Consider the following 18,624-nt stretch of genomic DNA (forward strand, 5'->3'; position numbering starts at 1 on the left):
CGTGGATCAGGACCAGTTGGACGCCAGGATCGAGCGGATCGGCCGCATCCCGTTCCGGTCGAAGTTCCACCTGCGCCCGATCGAGCGCGAGTACCTCGCGTCGCGCGGGATGCCGGTGATCCGCCAGCACGCCCGCGATTTCGTGGACGCACGGCTCGCGCCGGCCTTTCCCGAGAAGGACGGCAAGCAGACGCCGTGGGGCGGCCATCCGGTGTTCCGGGCGCAGCACGCCACCGCGACCTGCTGCCGCACCTGTCTGCAGATCAACCACGGCATCCCGAAGGGGCACGAGCTGATCCCGCGCGAGCGGGAGTACGTGGTGGATGTGATCACCCGCTGGATCGAGCTGGAGGCGCAGCCGCGGTCTCAGCGCCGGTGACGTCCCGCCTCAGAAGATCGAGGTGCCCCGCAGTCGGCGCGGTCGCGAGTCCGGGTCCAGGATGTAGCGGTACAGCGGATCCGCCCAGACACGCTGGAAGCGCGTGACGCGTTCGATGCGGTGCGGGCGGATCTGCCCGGCCGGTCTCGGCGTCCGGCGCCCGTTCGCCTGCCAGCGATCAAGAGCGGTGGCTGCCTCCCTCCAGAGCGCGAGGCTGTCCTCCATGTCTCGCAGCCGGGGGTCGTCGCGGTCGAGCCCGAGGTGCTCGGCCCAGAGCTGCAGGCGCAGGTCGCGCGCGAAGCTCGTGGCGCTTCCCTCCGCGTCGCCGTCCGGGCTTTCGTCGAAGACGGCGCAGGTGAGCTCGCTGTCCGTGGTCCAGGACCGCCGGTTGAAGTTGTCCGACCCGCACGTCGCCCACGTGTCGTCGACGACGCAGATCTTCGCGTGAACGTAGATCGGCGTCCCTTCGCTGTTCTCCAGGTCGAACACGCCCACCCGATCCGGGGCCACCCGCCGCAGCTTAGCGATCGCGCGCAGCTGCCCGAGCCGGCTGGGCGGCCCGGTGAGCGCGCCATCCTGGTCCGGATACCGCGGGACGACAACGATCACCTGCAACTGCGGACTGCGGACGAGCGCCTTCGCGATGCTCGCGGCGACCTCCGGCGACCACAGGTACTGGTCCTCGATGTAGATGAGCGACCGCGCCCGGCCGAACGCCTTCGCGTAGGCCCGCGCGATGCTGCGCTCCCCCTTCGGCGCGAACGGAAACGGAGGCCGCTTCGGACTGTACGTCCGCAGCAACTGGACCGCATGCGGCCCGGCCGGCGGCGGAGGCGCGGCGGCCTCCGGCAGCGGCTTCGGATGCCGGGGCATGTCCGCGAACCGCTGCAGAAGCATCCGGTACGGGTTGCGGTGATCCAGTGGATGCGGATCGTCCCACCGCTCGGCGAACACCTTCAGCACGTCCGCGACGACCGGCCCACGCAACTCCAGGGCTGCATCGTGCCACGGCGGCCGCTCCCCATAGCGCGGATCCATCTCCACCGCCTGCGGATCCCCCCGGTGCTCGGCATCGTCGCGCCGACTGTGGCTCAGGTCGATGCCGCCGACGAACGCGACATCCCGCGTCGGATCGTCACGGTGCCGGATCACGAAGAACTTCTGATGGTGCGACCCGAACATCCGCACCCGCTGGTCCAGCAGCACCTCGCCGCCGGCCTCGTTGACCTGCCGCCCCAGCAGCTCATTGGAGGCGCCACTGATGGGAGCCTTCACCCGCTCGCCGTGTGACCGCCAGACGAGCCCGCGCACCTCGACGCCATCCTTGGCCAGACCTGCGAGCAGCTCCCCGATGGTCGGGCCGTCGGGAAGGAGGCGCTCGTCGGCATCCCCGCGCCAGTCGGTGAAGAAGACGCGGTCGCCGGGGCGGAGGGCGGTGAGCTCGGCGTGCAGGCGGGCGAAGTAGGTGGCGCCGTGGATGAGCGGGCGGACGTGGTTGCCCTCGGACCAGGAGGAACCGTCGTCGCCCGCTTGGATGTCACTCGCGGGGTTGCCCCGTTCTGAGCGTGTGAGGAACCAGTCCCCGGCGTGATCGTCCACGGGACGCACTCTACTCAGAGGGGTGCTCACCGTCGCGCCGACACAAGCGCGCGTAAGAGTCCGAGAACCGTGCCGACGATGGCCATACCGACTGCCGCAAGACCGACCAGAAGAAGAGCCGGCTTCAACGCGAGATAGATCGGTGGAAGCAAGCACACCGTCGGCGCCGCGCATGGCTGGTTGGCCAGGCCGCGGAATACGAGGATGCCGACTATCACGAGGACAGCCGCACCCCACAGTCGCGCGATGCCGCCCGCGACACGCTTACCTGCCCGCCGCGGCTGGGATGCTTCAGGCCGCGAGCGCGCGACCCCGCCGGAGGTGCGAGCCGTCCGCCCAGCCGACGACGCGCTCCGCATCTGCTTCTCGGGAGGGTGAGGCATGCCCACCCGATCAACAAGCCGCTCGAAACGCTGCATCACCCTCAGCGTGTCGGCCGCGTGCGGATCGACATGCCAGGTCTGTGGTTCTTCGGCTGCGAGGGTCAGCAGGTCGACCTGCGTCGCCGTCAGCCTAGGAGGCTGCGCACGGAGCCACGCCACCAGACGGTTCGCGTCGACAACGGCGATCACCCGCTGATCGTTCGCCCGCTTGTCGTTGATCGTGCGCGCGTTCAACATCGCGAGCACCGGAGTCACGGGAACCTCGAATCCCACCTTGCCCGCCAAACGCCGGGAGACGTCGTTCGCATCAGAGGCGGCGGCGCTCAGATACCGCTTGTTCTGGTTGTTGATTCGGAGAACGTGGTCACCGACCCACACCGAGCCGCCGGAGTGGTGTTTCGTGTTGATGGCGAAGACTCCGGCCGGCCCGATAACGAGATGATCGACATCTTTCGTGCCAGCCCCGATGGGCACGGAGTGGCGGAGAAACCACCCGGGCCCGAGACCCGACAGCAGCCGACCCACCTCAATCTCTCCGAGTGCACCGACATACCAGGACCTCGCATCGGGATGCAGGACGATGTGCTGTTCTGTGCGAAGCGAGGGATCAGCGGCTTCCGCCTCGGCCTGAACCTCCAGACACTTCTGCGCGACCGCATACCCGGCGGGCCGTGATAAAAGCGCACTGATGCCCGCGAAGTCGACGCGAGCCCCCTCGACTGCGGGCCGCCCGGCCACCTGCTCCCCCATGTCCACGACCGTATGCGGCGGACGGCGTTGTCGCCTCGCCCCAGAAGTGGGTAGAGGGCACCGGCCATCTGCTCACATCCGGGCTGCGAACACCTCGGCGAACGTGTCGGCCATCTTCACCAGCCATGCGGCGAGCGCCGGCGCCTCAGTCTCCTCGCGCCAGTCACCTGCCTTGCTCAGAGTGATGGTGCTCGACTTCTGGTCATCGTCGACGTGCCACGCGAGCGATGCACCAATGGCCTCCTGGATCTCGTCGCGTTGGCCATGCAGCCGCGCGAAGAGAGCCTTGTCGGTATCGATATAGAAGATGCAGTGGACGGCCGGTTCCCGGATCGTGGCGGAGAGCACGATGTGCGCCCCAACGAGTCCATAACGGACATCGATGAAGTTACTCGCCGTGCCGTTCCCCCACGACCTCGCCGTGGTGGAAGTGGCTTCTCCGAGATCGTGAACCCGATCGAAGAATGCCTTCCGCTGCTCGAGAAGCGGGCGTGATGAGCTCGTCTTACGTCGCTCGGGGTCGATCTCCAGCCCGATCAGAGCAGCGAGCTCCTCACCGCTGAGGAACTGCTCCCGTGAGGCGCGGCCTTCACTGTCGAAGGACAAGCCTTCTGACTCCAGGTACTCCCGCGGGTCCTCGGTGCGGGCCGGATCGAGCCATCGGAATCCCGGCGAAATCGTCCCGCCTGTCTGCAAGACGCGCCACGCACCCTGCATGGGAGCGTTAGTGATCACCGCGGCGACGGGCTGGGGGTAGGAGCCGGCCACCAACGCAACCTCTCCATACGTCGTCCAGCGTCCGGCCGGAATTTCCGCGACGATCGATGCCACGGACCTGCGCAGAGCGGAAGGTTCGTTAACAGCTGCACCCGCCACCGCCTCGTCAGGGCCCGGCCACAGGGAGATGATCTTTTCGGCGAGATCGGCGCTCCGTTGAGCGATCTCCGCAGCGCCCCAGACCTCGTGTACGGCGATCTCTTGGTTCAATCGGAGTCCGCTTTCGGAGAGCATCGAGCGCTTCTCGTCAAACGGCTTATTGCTCAGTTCGCTGTTGTATCCGGTGAGAGTCAGGTTGCCGATCGTGTGAACCAGCCGCTCGTGCTCGTACGTCGCATCCGCCCCGTCGGACAATCCCAGAGCAAATGTCTCGCGCGTTGCGTCGGTCAGCGTTTGAGGGAGCACGTGCTCAATGGTCAGGCTCTTCGGATCCACGACTTCCTTGGATCCATACGACTCTTCCAGCCACTGCAGAATGAGCTTCTTCTGCGCCGCGCGGCCCTGCCAGTAGAAGGGCACCGTCCCGACAGCCTCGCGGACCTGCGCGTCGGTCGCGTAGTACTTGCGGCCGCGGGACAGGTAATCACGAAGAGCGGTGTCCACCTCTTCGGCTGCGGCGATGGGAGCTACCGCCTGGAGCAGTGTGCGGTTCAGGCTGGCAGTGGCCCGGCCGATGACGATGCGCCGTACGAAGTACGACTCCAGGTAGGTCAGCGCCCCAAGTACTTGATCATCGGTGGCCGTACCGGCCGCCCGGCGATCCAGAATCTGCATTACGACGGGGTACGCGGTCGTCGAACCCCACGCTCTGATTCGGGAAAGGCGCCGCCTGATTTCTGCGTGCGGCTCCAACGCCGGGTTGAGAATTGTCGCGAGCACGTCGCCGAGCTTCGCGATGCGCAGAACTTCGGTCTCGATTTCTGCCGGCCCCTGTAACTTCTCCAGTCGCTTCTGTTGACCGACATAGGTGTCGGATTGGGTCGCGCGCTCGTCGGACTGCACCAGGTCTAGCCAGAACAGTAGCTCGAGGCTGTCCGCACTCAGCTTTTTCTCCAGAGGAAGCCAAACGCTTTCGTAGACGACCTCGCTGCGATCGCCAAGGCGCATGAAGAGGTGATTCTTCAGCAGGTCTGACTGCGTCAGCTGCAAGCCGGTGTTGTTGAGCGACTCGAAGATCCGATGGGCATTATCCCGGGCCTCCGCCGTTACGACGACCAGTGCGAGGCCGCTCACCACGGCGTTCTCGATTTCTTCAAGATCGTGCGGGTCATCTGGATCGTCGGCCGCCGCGATCTTCGCCCGAAAGTGGTTGTAAGCCTCCCCGATTCGGTCGCTGCGTCCGGCATCCGGCGCTGATCGGACCACCGAGAGGTAGGAAGCGCGGTCCGCCTGGGTGGGCAGCACCTTCGTGGGCTTGTCCTTGTCGTAGACATTGACTAGATACTGCGCGTGGATGCCGTCTGCGCGCTCTGGGTCGCCCGTTTCGATGAGGTGGTCGCGCAGCGCGGCCAGGAGCAGCGTAAGAGTTGTGAGCCGCTGCTGTCCGTCGACGACGAGCAGCTTGGAGACGCCGACCACTGAGAAGTCGGGGCTTTGCGATAGGACCAGCGAGCCGATGAAGTGCGTAGCGGCAGGCTCTTCTCGCCGAGTGGCCGCCAACTCGACCACATCGCTCCACAGCTGGTCGAGCTGTTTCGTCCCCCAGGAATACACCCGCTGATACAGCGGGACCTGGTACTGCTTCTTACCTTCCAGTACACCAGCAAGGTTCGTCTCGGCTGCCTTGACCATTCACCCTCCGCCTTGAACGTGGAGGTTCCACCGTATCGGTGCGGCGCCGAGCTCCGCCGATTGCGGACGCGCCATCTCTTTATGCGGCGCCGGGTGTGTCCCTCTAATTGGGTGCGGTCGATTTCGATAACGGGCGCGACCAAATCGTTAGGCCATCGATAGGCTCGGCTCACCCGAACATGAAAGAGCCTTCATGAGAAGCCCACGACCTACTGCCAGAGGGCGCTTGATCGTCGCCCTATCGACGATGGCGCTGGTTGGAGTCGTCACCTCGGGATGTTCGAGCTTCGCGAGCCCCAGGTTCGGCGGCGGTGGAGACATCGACGAACCGAACTATGACGAGCAGGTGCAGGATGACGGCTATGAGCCGGACTTCGAACCGCCCACGGACTGGAGCCAGTGGCAGCCGGACAGCCCGGTAAGAGAACCGGACGGTCTTTGGTCCTGCAGCTACTCGCCCACATTCGACCGCGACTGGCACAACGATGTGCTGTGCGAGAACCGATTGCAGACGGAGCGGCCGTATCTGCGCGAGTGGGATTCCTACGTGACCCAGGACGAGATCATGGAATCGGCGCGCGAATACGAAGCTCAACTGAACGCAGGAAGGTAAGTAAGCGTGGATACGGGTCGGGTAATCGGCGGAGACTACAAGAGCGCAATAGTCTCGACGCGCTTTGGCAGCACGATCGTTCTGCAGACGGGACTGAAGTTCCGAAAGCTCACTCAGGAGACGGTGAGCGAGTGGGACGAAGTCGTCACGGATGCAAAGGGGAACCCGCTCGCGAAGGTGGGAAGCGCTGTCGCCGGCGCCGCCCTCCCGGGCCGCCTCGGTAAGGCAGCCTCGGCGGCGGTGGATGCGACATTCGACGCCATGGGCCGGTCACGCGTCGTGCGTGTTGACTGGACTGACGGCAAACGCTCGTTGATCAAGCTGTCCGAGTCGATGTTCAATCACCTCGCGCTGGTTCTGGAGGAGCAGCGCGCGGAGCCCGCGGAACCGGCGCCCTTGGAGCCCGTCGGAGCGCCGGCGGAGAAGCCCACGGTAACGGAACAAGCGTTCACGTTGGTCAGCGGTCTCATCAAGGACCGGCTTCCGGCACCGCGAGCGGAGTCACCGGGCGTCGCACCGGAAGGTGCCGCGAACGTCGCTGAGCTCATTGGGCAGCTGGCGGCGTTGCGAGATGCGGGTGCGCTGAGCGACGAGGAGTTTCAGACGAAGAAGGCCGAGTTGCTCGGTCGGCTATAGTCCCACGGAAGGCCACGCTACAGTAGGCGCCACTGGAGGGACTCGAAAACTGCGACTGGTCTTTAAGCACCGTCCCGGTGATGCCAAAATCCGCGGATTTCCGCGCTTTTCGACCCCATTGAGATGACTGCGATCACATAGGAACTCACTCGATTGTGGGCAAATTGTGGGCAAATTCGTCATCGAGTCAGTTCTATAGTTGTGATGTCTCAAGACATCTCTGACGTTTCTGCATCAGGACATCCCTGACAAACGGTGTATCAGGACATCTCTGACACTTCCCGGTTCTTGCGTGGGCCGCGGGGTCCTCGGGGGTTGCCGCTGCCGACGTATTTGGTGCCCGGAGCGGGCCAGGGATACTCGGCCAGGAGGGTGCCGCCAGCGTCGAAGATCAGCAGTCGGTCGTCTTCCTCGACCCGATAGGCGATCGCTCCGGCAAGGGTGCGGCTGACCTGGAACTTAGCGCCGCGGGCATAGACAGTGCCGTTGTCGTGGATCCGCGTCATCCGGATCCCCTCATCCCCGGCCGGAGCCGCCGGCTGCGGAATCGGTCGTGGTGGTTCGACCACCGGTGTCGAAGCCCAAGCCGTCGATGGAGTGACCCGACTGGGCAATCCTTGATGTGGGCGCTCGGTGTTATAGATCAGATCGAACGCATCGACCTGGCCCTGCAACTGCTCCAACGTTTCCGCCAGCGGTTGCTTGTCAAGGAAGCGGAACAAGGTTTGGTGGAAGCGCTCGTTCTTGCCCTGCGTGGTCGGCTTATAGGGCTTCCCCGTGATCGGTTCGACGCCAAGGGATCGCAGGTAGGCGACGAGCTGTCCCAGCACTCCGCGGCGGGACGGGTTTAAGGCGCCCCGTTGTCGGAGAGCAGCCGTTGCGGGACACCGTGAGCTGCGATGCCTTTGCTGACCACGGCGATAGCGCCCTCGGAGGTTTCGCCCCAGGAGACGTGGGAGGCGATTGCGAGCCGGGAGTGGTCGTCGATGAGCTGGAAGATCACGCACTTGCGTCCGCCGGTGAGGACGTATTCGGTTGCGTCGAGCTGCCAGCACGCATTCGGCGCCGGATAGACAAACCGACGATACGACGCTCGCGGCTTCTTCCTCGGCTCGACCTTGGCGACGCCCTGCTCGCGGAAGATCCGCGACAGCGATGCCGTCGAGGGCACCGGGTCCATCCCGAGCGAACGCATCTTCTCGTGAACACTGATCGGCCCATGGTCCAAGCCCGACGCCTCCAACGCCGCTCGCACTCCGACCGCTCGTTGGACGACATCATCAGCGACCCTCGACGGGCTGCTGCGCGGCCGTCTCGACCGCGGCTCCAACGCCGCCGCCGGCCCATCCTCCGCTGCCCGTTTCCGGATCGCATAAAACGTCTCCCTCGAGATCCCGTGCTCAGCGCAGAACGTCGTGATCGAACCGCGCGGCGCATCCGGCGGCCACTGAACGATCGCGAGACGGACACGAGGATCAACAGGGTCAACACGGCTCATCCCTCAAACATTGAGGGCAACTGTCAGCACCAAACGCCGCCGCAACGTCAGAGCTCTATTGATGCAGCTTCGTCAGAGTTCTGATGGATCACACACAGTCAGTTCTATAGTCATGTTCCCGCCGTGCCAGCTCGTAACGCACTCTGGTCGACTTTCGCCTCGCCTGATGCTCAGCGGCCGCCAATCGCGCCGAGCGAATACTTTCGTTAGCCGTCCGTTGGATCGCTGGCGGTCCGACCCTGGCGAACCGCAGTTCCGATACCATCTGGACACGGAGAAGAGGGGTAGCGTTGGGCGTATCCGAATACTACGACCTGGGGTTACTCAACGAGCACTCGAATTCCTTGACGTGGACGTCGAGAAGGACACGAAAGTGTTTGTTGACGCCTTCGCGTTTTCGTTTCTCAACGACGACTGGGCACGCGGCTGCGTGAGCCTGATTCAGCCGAATCGATGTCAGGATGGAGGGTCAGCGCATCGACCAGTGGCCGTCGCCAAACCCAAGAACACTCAAGTTCTCTCTAATCGCCGAACGCTGGTCCTCGGTTAGCTTAGCGATCGAGTCAGATTCGATGTCAATAGTGACTCTTACGGGAACGCCAGCCGCGACAAAGTGGGACACTATCTCTTCATATATTTGTCCCGCGTCGCGCACTACGCGATTGAGCGTCAAGTCTTTCGTAGCGTGGAATCGTGTCGGGACCGCTGTTTCGGCAGCTGAACCTCCCGGGCCACGAGTCGGGTCGGCAGACGGAGAGCTTCCCGATTCCGCGCCGAAAGAACCCGGTGCGGGTGATGCAGCCCCGGCGCCAGTACCCGCATTGTCCCCCGACGATTCTGACGCGAGTTGTTCCTTTGCAATCACTGGGTCGACCAGAAGGCCATTCTGGCGGACAGCGACAGGATTCTTGAGCGTGAGGCCTACGAATCTCCCCTCATCAAGGCCATCAGCGTAGGCGAAACTATCCAGTTCGATCACGAGCTCGTCAGCCAGGTGCCTAACCGCATCCACAACAATCGCAGGCCTGACTACCTTCGGCATGTAAACGTATTGGCTGAAGTACCCAACCAGGGCATCCAGGGAAACGTATGGCTTGTCGCGCCAAAGTTCTAGCCGGTTGATCTGCATTCGAAGGAGCGATGGGGAGAAGGTCCGGACGACGAACTCACCCGCGTCAGCTTTCCTGGTGACTCGTTCAGCGAGGGTGCCCTCACCGTTCATCAAGATGGACTCCAACTCAAGCTCGGCGGAGCCCGGTTCTTGCGTCGGCACAAGGATCCATCGATAAGCCTCGCGTATGGAGTCTTTGACTGTCTGCTTCTGTTGCGCGACTCTCGACTCAGCCACCTTGATATTGTGCTGGTCCAGATTGAGGGAGTCCCTGTTTCCAAGGATGTATTCCCAGGCCATTCGCTGGCGCACAGCGTTCAACAAGATGTCTATTCGGTCGACCTCGGGCGCCAGGAAAATGAGACTGTTCTTGTGAATCCGCGCGTTCGTACCGCGCCTGGTCAAAAAATCGAAAGCCGAGTCTTCGGCGACAGACCGTCCCCTCTTAGAGAACGGTCGATCCGGGCCAAAGATGACCAGCCCTATTCCCGCATCGTCGTCAACATCGATGCTGGTATTTGGGAAGCGATGTACACGTTCGAAGAGGCCCTTATCAGTCTCTTGTCTGATAACAGCTGCTAGCTCATCAAACACCTGATCCTCGTGATACGAATCGGCACGCTCTTGAACGATCTGGGCCACAGTTTGTTGCAAGGACAGCCAGTAGCGGTCCTGATCACGGTTCATATACTTTCCGAGATCGCCGAGGCGTCGTAAGCCATCAGAGACGTGCGCGGGATTATCGCCCGGGTAGGTCGAACCGAGAACGACGCGCTTTTGCTCGATCCCACGAATAGTCGCGGCCGATCCATCTCTGTTCCGCAAATTCGCCATGGGCGCGGTCCCGAGAAAGACGCAACGGGCCGCGCGTTTCGTTGCCATGGAGCGACCGAGGAGCTTGATTTCGCTGTCAACAATGTTGGCAGTAGACGTCTCTCCAGCAACGTCCGCGTCCACGATTGGCTTCCACGAGTCGTCCAGATGATTGGCCAGTTCGTCGAACACCTTTGGTGCGTCCAAGGGAATCGAAGCAGGGAGGATCATCGGGGAGCGGTCGCCGCTTGTCCAAAGAGCATAGACGACGGTGGCCATCAGTCGCAGCACCCCACGAGTTCGTTGGAAACGCTCAAGGGTCGACCAGTCCTTGTATAGCCGATCGAATAGCTCGGGGTGAATCGGGTAGGCGGTCCGCACTGATGCTCGGTAGCCGGGCTGCATCACCTCGCTCGGAACCTCGGAGCTGAATCGCGTGTAGTGTTCCATGAATTTATGAACCACGAGGTCGCGCGCTGCATCTTGCTCGCGACCGAAAGGTTTGAAGATTCGGCGCCTGACTATTTCAAAAGACTCTTCGACCGTGGCGGGCTGCCACGCGGTCTCCAAACGGTGGATGACAGTCCGAAGGTGTCGCAAGGCCTCCGCTCCCGCGGTCCCGCCCACCTCATGCTCGTTTTCAAGCGGCGCTTCGCCACTCGGCACGTCTCGAACTACGTCTGAAGCAGGCAACGAGACCACAACCAGCGCGGTTGGAACGGCCTTGACCGCTTCGGTTAGGGATTGAACGAAGCTCATATGTCCGTCAAAAGTGCCAGCCGCTGCGGGCTTCTCACGGGACCAGAGCTGCCGCAAGTACGCAACCCATTCGTCGATGAGGATGATGCAAGGCCCGTACTTGCCAAGCAAATTGGCAAGGTCGGTTGTCGTCGGGGGAACCGACTGCTCGTCATATCGCTCAAGAAGGGAGTACCCCTCCACGCCCCCGAGTTGATACGCCAACTCTCCCCACAGCGTATTGACTGTGAAACCCTCTGGTTTCGGCATCCCGAGGATAGAAAGGTCGTTTCCGACGAGAACCGCTCGCTTCACATCGGCCGGCAATTCTTCCACACCGATGCCATCGAGCAGTTCGCGCATTCCCGGCAACCGTTCAGCGGGCACTCCAGCAGCGGCATGGTAAACGGCGAGCAGGGAATGAGTCTTTCCGCCGCCGAAGGTAGTCATTAGGTCGATTACTGGCTCTCCGCCAACGCCAGCCATGCGTCTGATGGCCTGCTCCAGGAGATAACGCAGTCCTCGGGTCAAGTACGTACGGCCAAAGAACTCAGATGGGTCGCCATACTCCGGACTCGCTACTCCCTGATGTACCTGGCGCAGGTCAGCCGCAAACTGTGCCAGCTCGAAAGTTCCTCGTGCCACGTCATCGTGCGGCTCTACAACATCTCGCCAGGCAGGCAGGCCCGTCGAGTCGACCTGCACAGAGAGCGTCTTTTCCTGAGCTCGCTGCAGTCTTTTCTGGTCGTCTTCGAACATCAGGCGCCGGAACTCACGACGCATCTCGTCTGCCCTGTCGGCGCTCTGAACGGCGCCGATAGCACGCAAGATGTGTTCACCGTCCATGAGCACGCGCTCTGTGCGTTCTGAGGAAATCCGTTCGCCGTGCGCCCACTCCTTGCGGGCGTCCCAAAGGGCGGACACGACTCGCTTGTCCTCGAAAGTCATCTGCTCCTTGAAGACCTGATGCCACTGCTTGTCGAAAACCCAGAACAAGTACGCCGGGTCGGTCGTGCTCGGCGAGCCGTCGCGACCGGTCAAGCCAGCTGTCCGACCCACCTCTGCCGACCAGTTGCTCCCGTATTTTGCTTGGAGCAATGCGATCATCCATGGGCCAAGCCCTTCGACTACCAGGTCTAGGACTCGACCCACGCGCTCCTTGTTTGTGAGGGACGCCATATCAGAACAACCTTTCCGTGGCACCGTCGCCACTGTCCGCGCCGAGCCTTACAAGTTCCGACCAAGAGCTGATGAGGAGGTTGTAGCGTTCCTGATCAGAAGTCCAGCCCTTCTTCGCAGCGATGTCATGCAAGCGATAGGCAAGAGACATTGCCGAGTCTTGAAGAACGCCAAGCCGGGCGACAAGTCTGGCGGCTTCACGCTCGCCCCCGCCATCGATCAATCGGTCAGCCAGGTGATGAACGGCCTCCCACGCTGTGGGCTTTATATCGGCTGAAGGCTCCCAGGTGCGGTCAAGATCTGCGTTCCCGAGGAGTGCAACCTGGTTCGCCCTGCTGGTAGCGACTTGTGCCCGTACGACTTCATCGACCCCAATTCCGAGTGGCCGAGCCGTCTTGTTGGCTGTGTCGAACGGCTGAACTGTCCACCCAAAAGACTCCCACCATCTCAGCGCAAACCGCGATTCGGGATCGAGGTCGGAAACCTGCTCGTCCATAATCTCGTCGCGCGCCGTGTTGATGAGCCGCAGCGCTTGCTCTACCGTGACCCGTTCCCCGGACTGATCCAGGACGGCCCGATATCGAGAGTAGATCTTCATTCCTGGACCCATCGCTGCCTGAGCGAGATCAACGGGGAGGATCGAGGCTGCCTGAAGATCCCGAATCGCCGGCCCAAGTTCACGCCTCAACGCGCGATTAAAGTCGGCAAGCGACGAGGTCGACGCGGAGTCAGATCGCGCGCGAACGACCATCACGATGTATGTGGCAACGGCGTTCGTGCCGAGGCCGATCATACGATTGCCTCCAGTGCCGTGGATCGGCCATGTGCCGGTGATTTCGAGTTCGGCGTTGATCATGGCAGTGAGAATTGACGACCAGCGCGTTTCCTCTTCGCGTCCGCCCTTCTGCTCCTTCGACGCGTAGACAACAAGCATCGGAAGATCCGTCTCTAGAGACGCCGACAAGTTGTGGAACGTCTCGGTAAAGCCTTGCACGAAGTAGTCGCGTGCTCGATCAACACTTCTCTCATGGTGATTGGCGATCGCGGTGAGCTCACCTGCCTTCGGCGTAGCAATGGTCGCGAAGAGGTCCGGATGCACTGTTCGCAAGGCTCGCCGATGCCACATGTAGAAGTAGTCGGAAAGATCTGCGTAGCCGATCGCGTCGAAGTAGGGCGGATCGGTAGCGACCAAGCCTGGGCGGCTAGCTCGCGTAGTTCTCGCATCAGATCGAACGACAATCCCTGAGCCTCGCACCAAATAGGGGAACGAGGCAACCATTGAATTGATCGCTCCTACAAGCGATCCCGCACCCATTTTGGGCGTGAGCTCGGCAAAGTCCCATTGCATTGGAATGTCGTGGCGTCCGAATGCTGGCAAAGGCTGGCCGCCGCCGGACCTCGAATCAATAAACCATCTGACCTGGCTGGACTGATACTGAGCCATTCGGCCTAGTCCCAAACCTAGAAATGTGACTAGCGAGTTAGCCCAGTCCGCGGCTCCCCCGTCAGCGAGTATTTCGTCCCGAAGTGATGCAATCAGGTCGGCGTGGACAGCCAAGGCCTTCAGCTGTCGCGAAGTGTAGAGGCTGGCAAACGTGTTGAAGCCAAACCTGGGCCCAGAAAACCACCGAGGAATGTCCGGTTGGGTGACCTCGGGTATGTCATCGGGCGCGACAGCCGAGCGGGCCACCCGCTCGTCTGCCTCGGTCGGAGCGCGATATAGCCGTCTAGACGGTCCCTGCTCGCTGACAGCGGCAAGCTTAACCCCCAACTTGCCCAAGCGACCTTGCTCCATCAGCGATGCTTCGTCGAGAACGGACTTGCACCGAGGACAGGTGAATGTACCTCCCCTTCCGGTCTTGGTGGGCTCGGGGGCAGCCCCTTCGGCCCGACCCGACACAACCGAGACTCGCAAGCGTCGACCCTCGTATGTCGGTTCCATCCACGCGAGATCCCGCGGACGTTTTGACAACCACCAACTAGTCGTCAGAGGAAGCTCGGCTCCGCACGTTGGATTTGTACACGTGGCTGTGCGGATCCAGCTCCATGTCAGTGACCTGTCAGGGTCGTCTCCATAATCATCCTTGAGCAACGCCCAGGCTCGGTCAGCAACGACCCCTGCGTAGTACCGTAGATCCGACTCGAAGCCCTCGAAACCTTCGTGTTGCTGTGAAGGATCAACGTGCCATAACGCCGATTCCTCCCCTCGAGCGGTCGTGTGAATTGGCGCGCGCCCCCAGACTTTGGGAGCGAGTTCCGTGAGAGCCCTTGAGATAAGAACAGGAACCGGATTCAGGTCTGACCCAAAAGTTGGTAAGCCAAGTCGCTGGGCCTCTACCAGGGTGGAGCCCCCGCCGCAGAACGGGTCGATGACCATCGGTACACCGTCTGGGTACTGTGTTGCAAGCAGCTGCTGGGCCTCCCGTAAATCCTCGTCGTTGGGCAGCCCGGCACCGTTTGCCACGAGTCGCTTGATGAGGTCCAAAAGGTAGACGCGCTTGTTATCGTCTTCCGGATCGTCAATGAGCGCCGCAAAGATGAGCGCACGCCACGCAGGCAATGGCATGGGAGCCCACCACTTGTGAATGTTTCGCAGGGTGCCCGTCTTACGATCTTTGTCGGCCTTGGAGGCCGCGTTAATCTCGTCTAGCGGTAGAGCAACCTCGATGAGCTTTTTCTTGCGGCCTATCTCGATCACTCTTGACTCATCTCTGTTGCGGAATTCCAGAACGGCGCCCAGTCGAACTCCACGCGAGCCGCGCGCGGGTCAATCGGTTGGAGGAGGGGACGTCGGAGGTAACGCACAGCCGTAACATCGTCATCGCCAACCTGCACAAGGGCAAGAACCGAACTTTCGGCCTTGTTGAGTGCGGTAACCGCCTCCTGCCGTGTTAGAACGAAGGTGCGACCGCCGGCCACTCTTCCTTTTACCTCGATGAAGTCTATGTTGATGCCGGTATCAGACTCGATGTCGTAGCCGGGGTTGTTGTGATGCATTTCAAGTGGGTGGTGCTCGAGAGCGCGCTCCACGCGGAGAACGGCATCGACGGCGAGGCGTTCGATCCGGGTCGTCTCCCTCGCGCGGAGTGCTGCGCCCTCAGGATCATTTTGCGCGTCTAGCCATCCTTGGGTAATGACCAAACAAGCGCCTGTAACGCGAGGCGGGCGAGCCGAGACGTCGCGCTCCTCATCCAGTTCCTTCAGGCGACGTTCGAGCCGACGAGCGAGCGCGTCTGCTCGCTCACGCATCTGAGAAGCTGGTAGGCGAGTCTTTCTTCCCGCACGCTCTTGTTCGCTTAGCTCGAACGCGCGGCGGTCCCAATAGTTAATCTCGCGAGTCAGACGTTCACGAACAAGTCGCTCTGTCTTGTCCACGCGCTCGATGGTTCGACTCCTGACCTCGTCTGCGTGCTGGCGCGCTATGGTGATCGATGCCTCGCGAATTACGCGACGGTCGAGGTCTGCTGCCCGCAACCACGACTCCGAAACCAACGACTGGCTAGCCGCCAACTCCTCGTCGGTTGGCACCTCGAAATTCGGAATTGGGGAGCCTGCGAGCGGCGCGATGGTGCCGTCCTGATCAATTCGAACGTATTGCGCCCGACGCGACACAACTACCGGCTGCCCGTCCGAGGCGGTCCGCCCGTCAGTGATGTCGTGTTCCAAGAGAGAAATGATGTAGGGCTCGACCGACGGGTCCGAGCGGTTCACCAAAACTGCACCCCGACGGAGGTCGTCGTGATAGCGATCGGAGACAACGCTCATGGTTGCAGACACCAACGGGTGGCCTGGGTGTAGAAGCGTGGCGACATGGTTATTACCATCGACGCGGACATACTTAGGATCGAACGTGACACGGTAGTACTCATCGACGACTGGTTGGCCAAATCCGGTAACGCGGTCGCGCTCTTTGATCTCAACCGGCACGCGCCGTATCTCGAAGCGATTGTGTTCGCGCATCCGAAGCTGTCCGCCAACCTCGGCGAAGGCGCGATGGAAGAAGGCCTCGACGTGATGCGGCTGGAGACGCGCCGCTTCGGCCCGTTCCATGTCGCGGCGCATATCCTCGATTTCGGTTTCGCTCAATGCGGACGGAACCAGCTGATTTGCTCGCAGCAGCTCGGGAATGCCGTCAGCAATCTTGGGCTCGATCACTTCCGTCAAGTACCGCTGACGCTCGGGCTTGTTTGCTTCTCTGATGGCCGCAACCATTAGGTCGCGAAGGGCATTGCCCTGGAAGACTTGGCCCAGCACGTCATAGACCCGGCCTCCTAAGGTTGCGCGCTGCTCCTCGAGCTTCTCGAGAAGGCGGGTATAGACATCACCTTCGCGGGTGTCGTCTGCGACCAGCGACCACATGAAGCAGGTGTTGGGCTGTCCTATGCGGTGCACACGCCCGAATCGCTGCTCAATCCGATTTGGGTTCCAGGGGAGGTCGTAGTTGATCAACAGATGCGCGTTCTTGTGGAGGTTCACTCCTTCGCCTGCTGCATCAGTTGCTATCAGAAACACACAGCGTTCGTTTTGCTCGAAAGTTTCCTTTGCCTTTTTGCGATCCTCGCGCTTAGTTCCCCCGTGGATGGTGATGACGGCATCCTCGCGGCCAAGGTGCTGGCTTAGCCGCATCACGAGGTCATCCAAAGTGTCCTTGTGCTCGGTAAAGATAATTACCTTGCGGCGTGCGCCGGTGTCATCGCGCATCTCGTCGGAGTCGTCCAGCGTGTCCCGAAGGGCGTCCCATTTCGCATACGTTGGGGACGTCTTCACGGCTAAAGACTTCACGAGTAGCCGGTCAAGCACCCGAATTTCGGTTTCCAGCTCCTCCACCGTGCGTGCGTTGGTCGCCGAGGCGATGACCCGGTCTTCGAGTACTTCGCGCTCTTCATCGGTCAGGTCATCTAGATCGTCCCAGTCGTCTGGAACCTCAAGGGCCTCGGACCTCACCGCAGCGGTCATCCGTGCATCTCGCAGTTCCGCTTCGAGGCGAGCCTTGCGTCTTTCCAAAGAGCGATGGATAGCGGAAGGTGAAGACGCGAGCCGGCGCTGAAGTGTTGTGAGAGCAAATCCGACCGCGGTGCGACGACGGTTATCCCCGTCGGTCGCATCGGCGCGATTCATCTCCTCACGGACATATTCGGTGACGGAAACGTACAGGTCCTTCTCCGCTGGTGACAACTCATATTTGACAGTAAACGCGAAGCGCTCCGGGAATAGCCGTGTTCCCTCGAAGGTCCGCAGCTCCTCCTTAACAAGCCTGCGCATCAAGTCGGAGACGTCTACCCGCCGGCTGCCCTCCCGTGCCGCTCCCTCAAACCGATCCGAATCCAGCAACGCCATGAAGAGTTGGAACTGCTCTTCCTTTCCGGAATGGGGTGTGGCTGTCATCATCAGGAGGTTCCGCGTGTGCCTCCCCAATTCTTCGGCCATTTGGTACCGCTTAGTCTTCTTGACCTCTGCCCCCCAGACGGATGCAGACATCTTGTGCGCTTCATCGAAGATGACGAGATCCCAATCGATCTCGCGTGCTTTGTCCAAGATCCCTTCACTATTGCGCGCCAAGACGTCGAGTCGGGCCAGCCAAAGGCCCCCGCGTGCGAACGGGTTCCCCTCGTGCATGATCTTGTCGCGAGTGAGCGCTTCGAACTCCAGACCAAACTTTTCCCGCATTTCTTCGTCCCACTGGTCAACGAGCGCACCAGGCGAGACGACCATGACGTTCGCGGCATCGCCACGAAGAAGAAGCTCCTTTATTAAGAGGCCAGCCATCACCGTCTTGCCGGCGCCAGGGTCGTCCGCCAGTACGTACCGCAGTGGCTGTTTGTGCAGCATGATTTCGTAAACGGCACGGAGCTGATGCGGGAGAGGGCGGACGTCGCTCGTTCCCAGCGCGGCCTGAGGATCGAAGAGATATGCGAGCTTCATGCGTCGCGCTTCTGCGGCCAACATGAACGAGTTCGGATCTGCATCAAAGCTAAAGCTTTGGCCGGCGTCTACCTCGCGGAGTTGAGAGGCACTGTTAGCGAAAACAATCTTCTCGGCTACGCCGACGGCAGTGCGATAGGTAACGTTCGCGGAGTCGTCGGTCAGGCGCTCGACCGCAAGAACTTTGACTGGGTCTGAACCCGCGAGACCCGTGAGACTTGCGCCAACACGAATCAACTCAAAAAGTGATGAGGACACGACTGTCGTTTACTCCCTCGGTTGGCAAGTAGCTCAGCATACGGCGCACCGCAGACACCTGGTTCCTAGCCCCATCGTCCGCGTAGCTCGTCGCCCGGCCCTCCCCACGTTCGCTAGGAAACCCCAGGCTAGCCCGTGCCTGAGCCGGCCTCCTACGCGGAACCTTCAGCGTGTCGC

General features: G+C 61.6%; 10 protein-coding genes and 1 pseudogene. 5 read left to right on the forward strand and 6 right to left on the reverse strand.

From position 1 onward, the window contains the following. Nucleotide 1: 1 nt before the first annotated feature. Nucleotides 2–379 (forward strand): DUF4186 domain-containing protein, encoded by a 378-nt coding sequence (locus A0130_06135; GenBank protein ID ANF31302.1) that lies wholly within the window; start codon nt 2–4, stop codon nt 377–379. A gap of 9 nt (nt 380–388) precedes the next feature. Here A0130_06135 and A0130_06140 read toward each other — a convergent pair whose 3' ends face one another. The 3 genes from A0130_06140 to A0130_06150 all read right to left on the reverse strand — a co-directional run bounded on the left by A0130_06140 (nt 389) and on the right by A0130_06150 (nt 5,679). Beyond that, nucleotides 389–1,978, reverse strand: coding sequence for a phospholipase (locus tag A0130_06140; protein ANF31303.1), 1,590 nt, complete (start codon nt 1,976–1,978; stop codon nt 389–391). A 26-nt stretch (nt 1,979–2,004) separates the two neighbouring features. After that, a complete protein-coding gene (locus tag A0130_06145; GenBank protein ID ANF31304.1) occupies nt 2,005–3,117 on the reverse strand; it encodes a hypothetical protein in 1,113 nt (370 codons plus the stop codon). Between the two features lie 66 nt (nt 3,118–3,183). Continuing rightward, nucleotides 3,184–5,679 (reverse strand): hypothetical protein, encoded by a 2,496-nt coding sequence (locus A0130_06150; protein ANF31305.1) that lies wholly within the window; start codon nt 5,677–5,679, stop codon nt 3,184–3,186. A gap of 226 nt (nt 5,680–5,905) precedes the next feature. Here A0130_06150 and A0130_06155 point away from each other — a divergent pair, with 226 nt between their 5' ends. Together A0130_06155 and A0130_06160 are read left to right on the forward strand one after the other, a co-directional pair. Next, the gene (locus tag A0130_06155) at nt 5,906–6,292 is read left to right on the forward strand and encodes a hypothetical protein (protein ANF31306.1); all 387 of its coding nucleotides are present in this window, start codon (nt 5,906–5,908) and stop codon (nt 6,290–6,292) included. Between the two features lie 6 nt (nt 6,293–6,298). Next, nucleotides 6,299–6,928 (forward strand): hypothetical protein, encoded by a 630-nt coding sequence (locus A0130_06160; protein ANF31307.1) that lies wholly within the window; start codon nt 6,299–6,301, stop codon nt 6,926–6,928. Between the two features lie 260 nt (nt 6,929–7,188). Here the strand turns inward: A0130_06160 and A0130_06165 are convergent. Then, a pseudogene (locus A0130_06165) lies at nt 7,189–8,426 on the reverse strand (integrase). Between the two features lie 2,365 nt (nt 8,427–10,791). On the opposite strand from A0130_06165, the gene A0130_06170 reads away from it, so the two are divergent. Both A0130_06170 and A0130_06175 read left to right on the forward strand, forming a co-directional pair. After that, nucleotides 10,792–11,034, forward strand: a complete 243-nt coding sequence (locus A0130_06170; GenBank protein ANF31308.1) for a hypothetical protein — start codon at nt 10,792–10,794, stop codon at nt 11,032–11,034. Between the two features lie 642 nt (nt 11,035–11,676). After that, nucleotides 11,677–11,958 carry a hypothetical protein gene (locus A0130_06175; protein ID ANF31309.1) on the forward strand — a complete coding sequence of 94 codons (282 nt, stop codon included), beginning with the start codon at nt 11,677–11,679 and terminating at the stop codon, nt 11,956–11,958. Nucleotides 11,959–12,268: 310 nt separating this feature from the next. Here the strand turns inward: A0130_06175 and A0130_06180 are convergent, their stop codons facing one another. Further along, complete coding sequence (locus A0130_06180) at nt 12,269–13,459, reverse strand: hypothetical protein (protein ANF31310.1); 1,191 nt, start codon at nt 13,457–13,459, stop codon at nt 12,269–12,271. Nucleotides 13,460–14,961: 1,502 nt separating this feature from the next. Further along, complete coding sequence (locus A0130_06185) at nt 14,962–18,189, reverse strand: hypothetical protein (GenBank protein ANF31311.1); 3,228 nt, start codon at nt 18,187–18,189, stop codon at nt 14,962–14,964. Nucleotides 18,190–18,624: the final 435 nt, after the last annotated feature.

The sequence above is a fragment of the Leifsonia xyli genome (assembly GCA_001647635.1).
In the GTDB taxonomy this organism is placed as follows: Bacteria; Actinomycetota; Actinomycetes; order Actinomycetales; family Microbacteriaceae; genus Leifsonia; species Leifsonia xyli_A.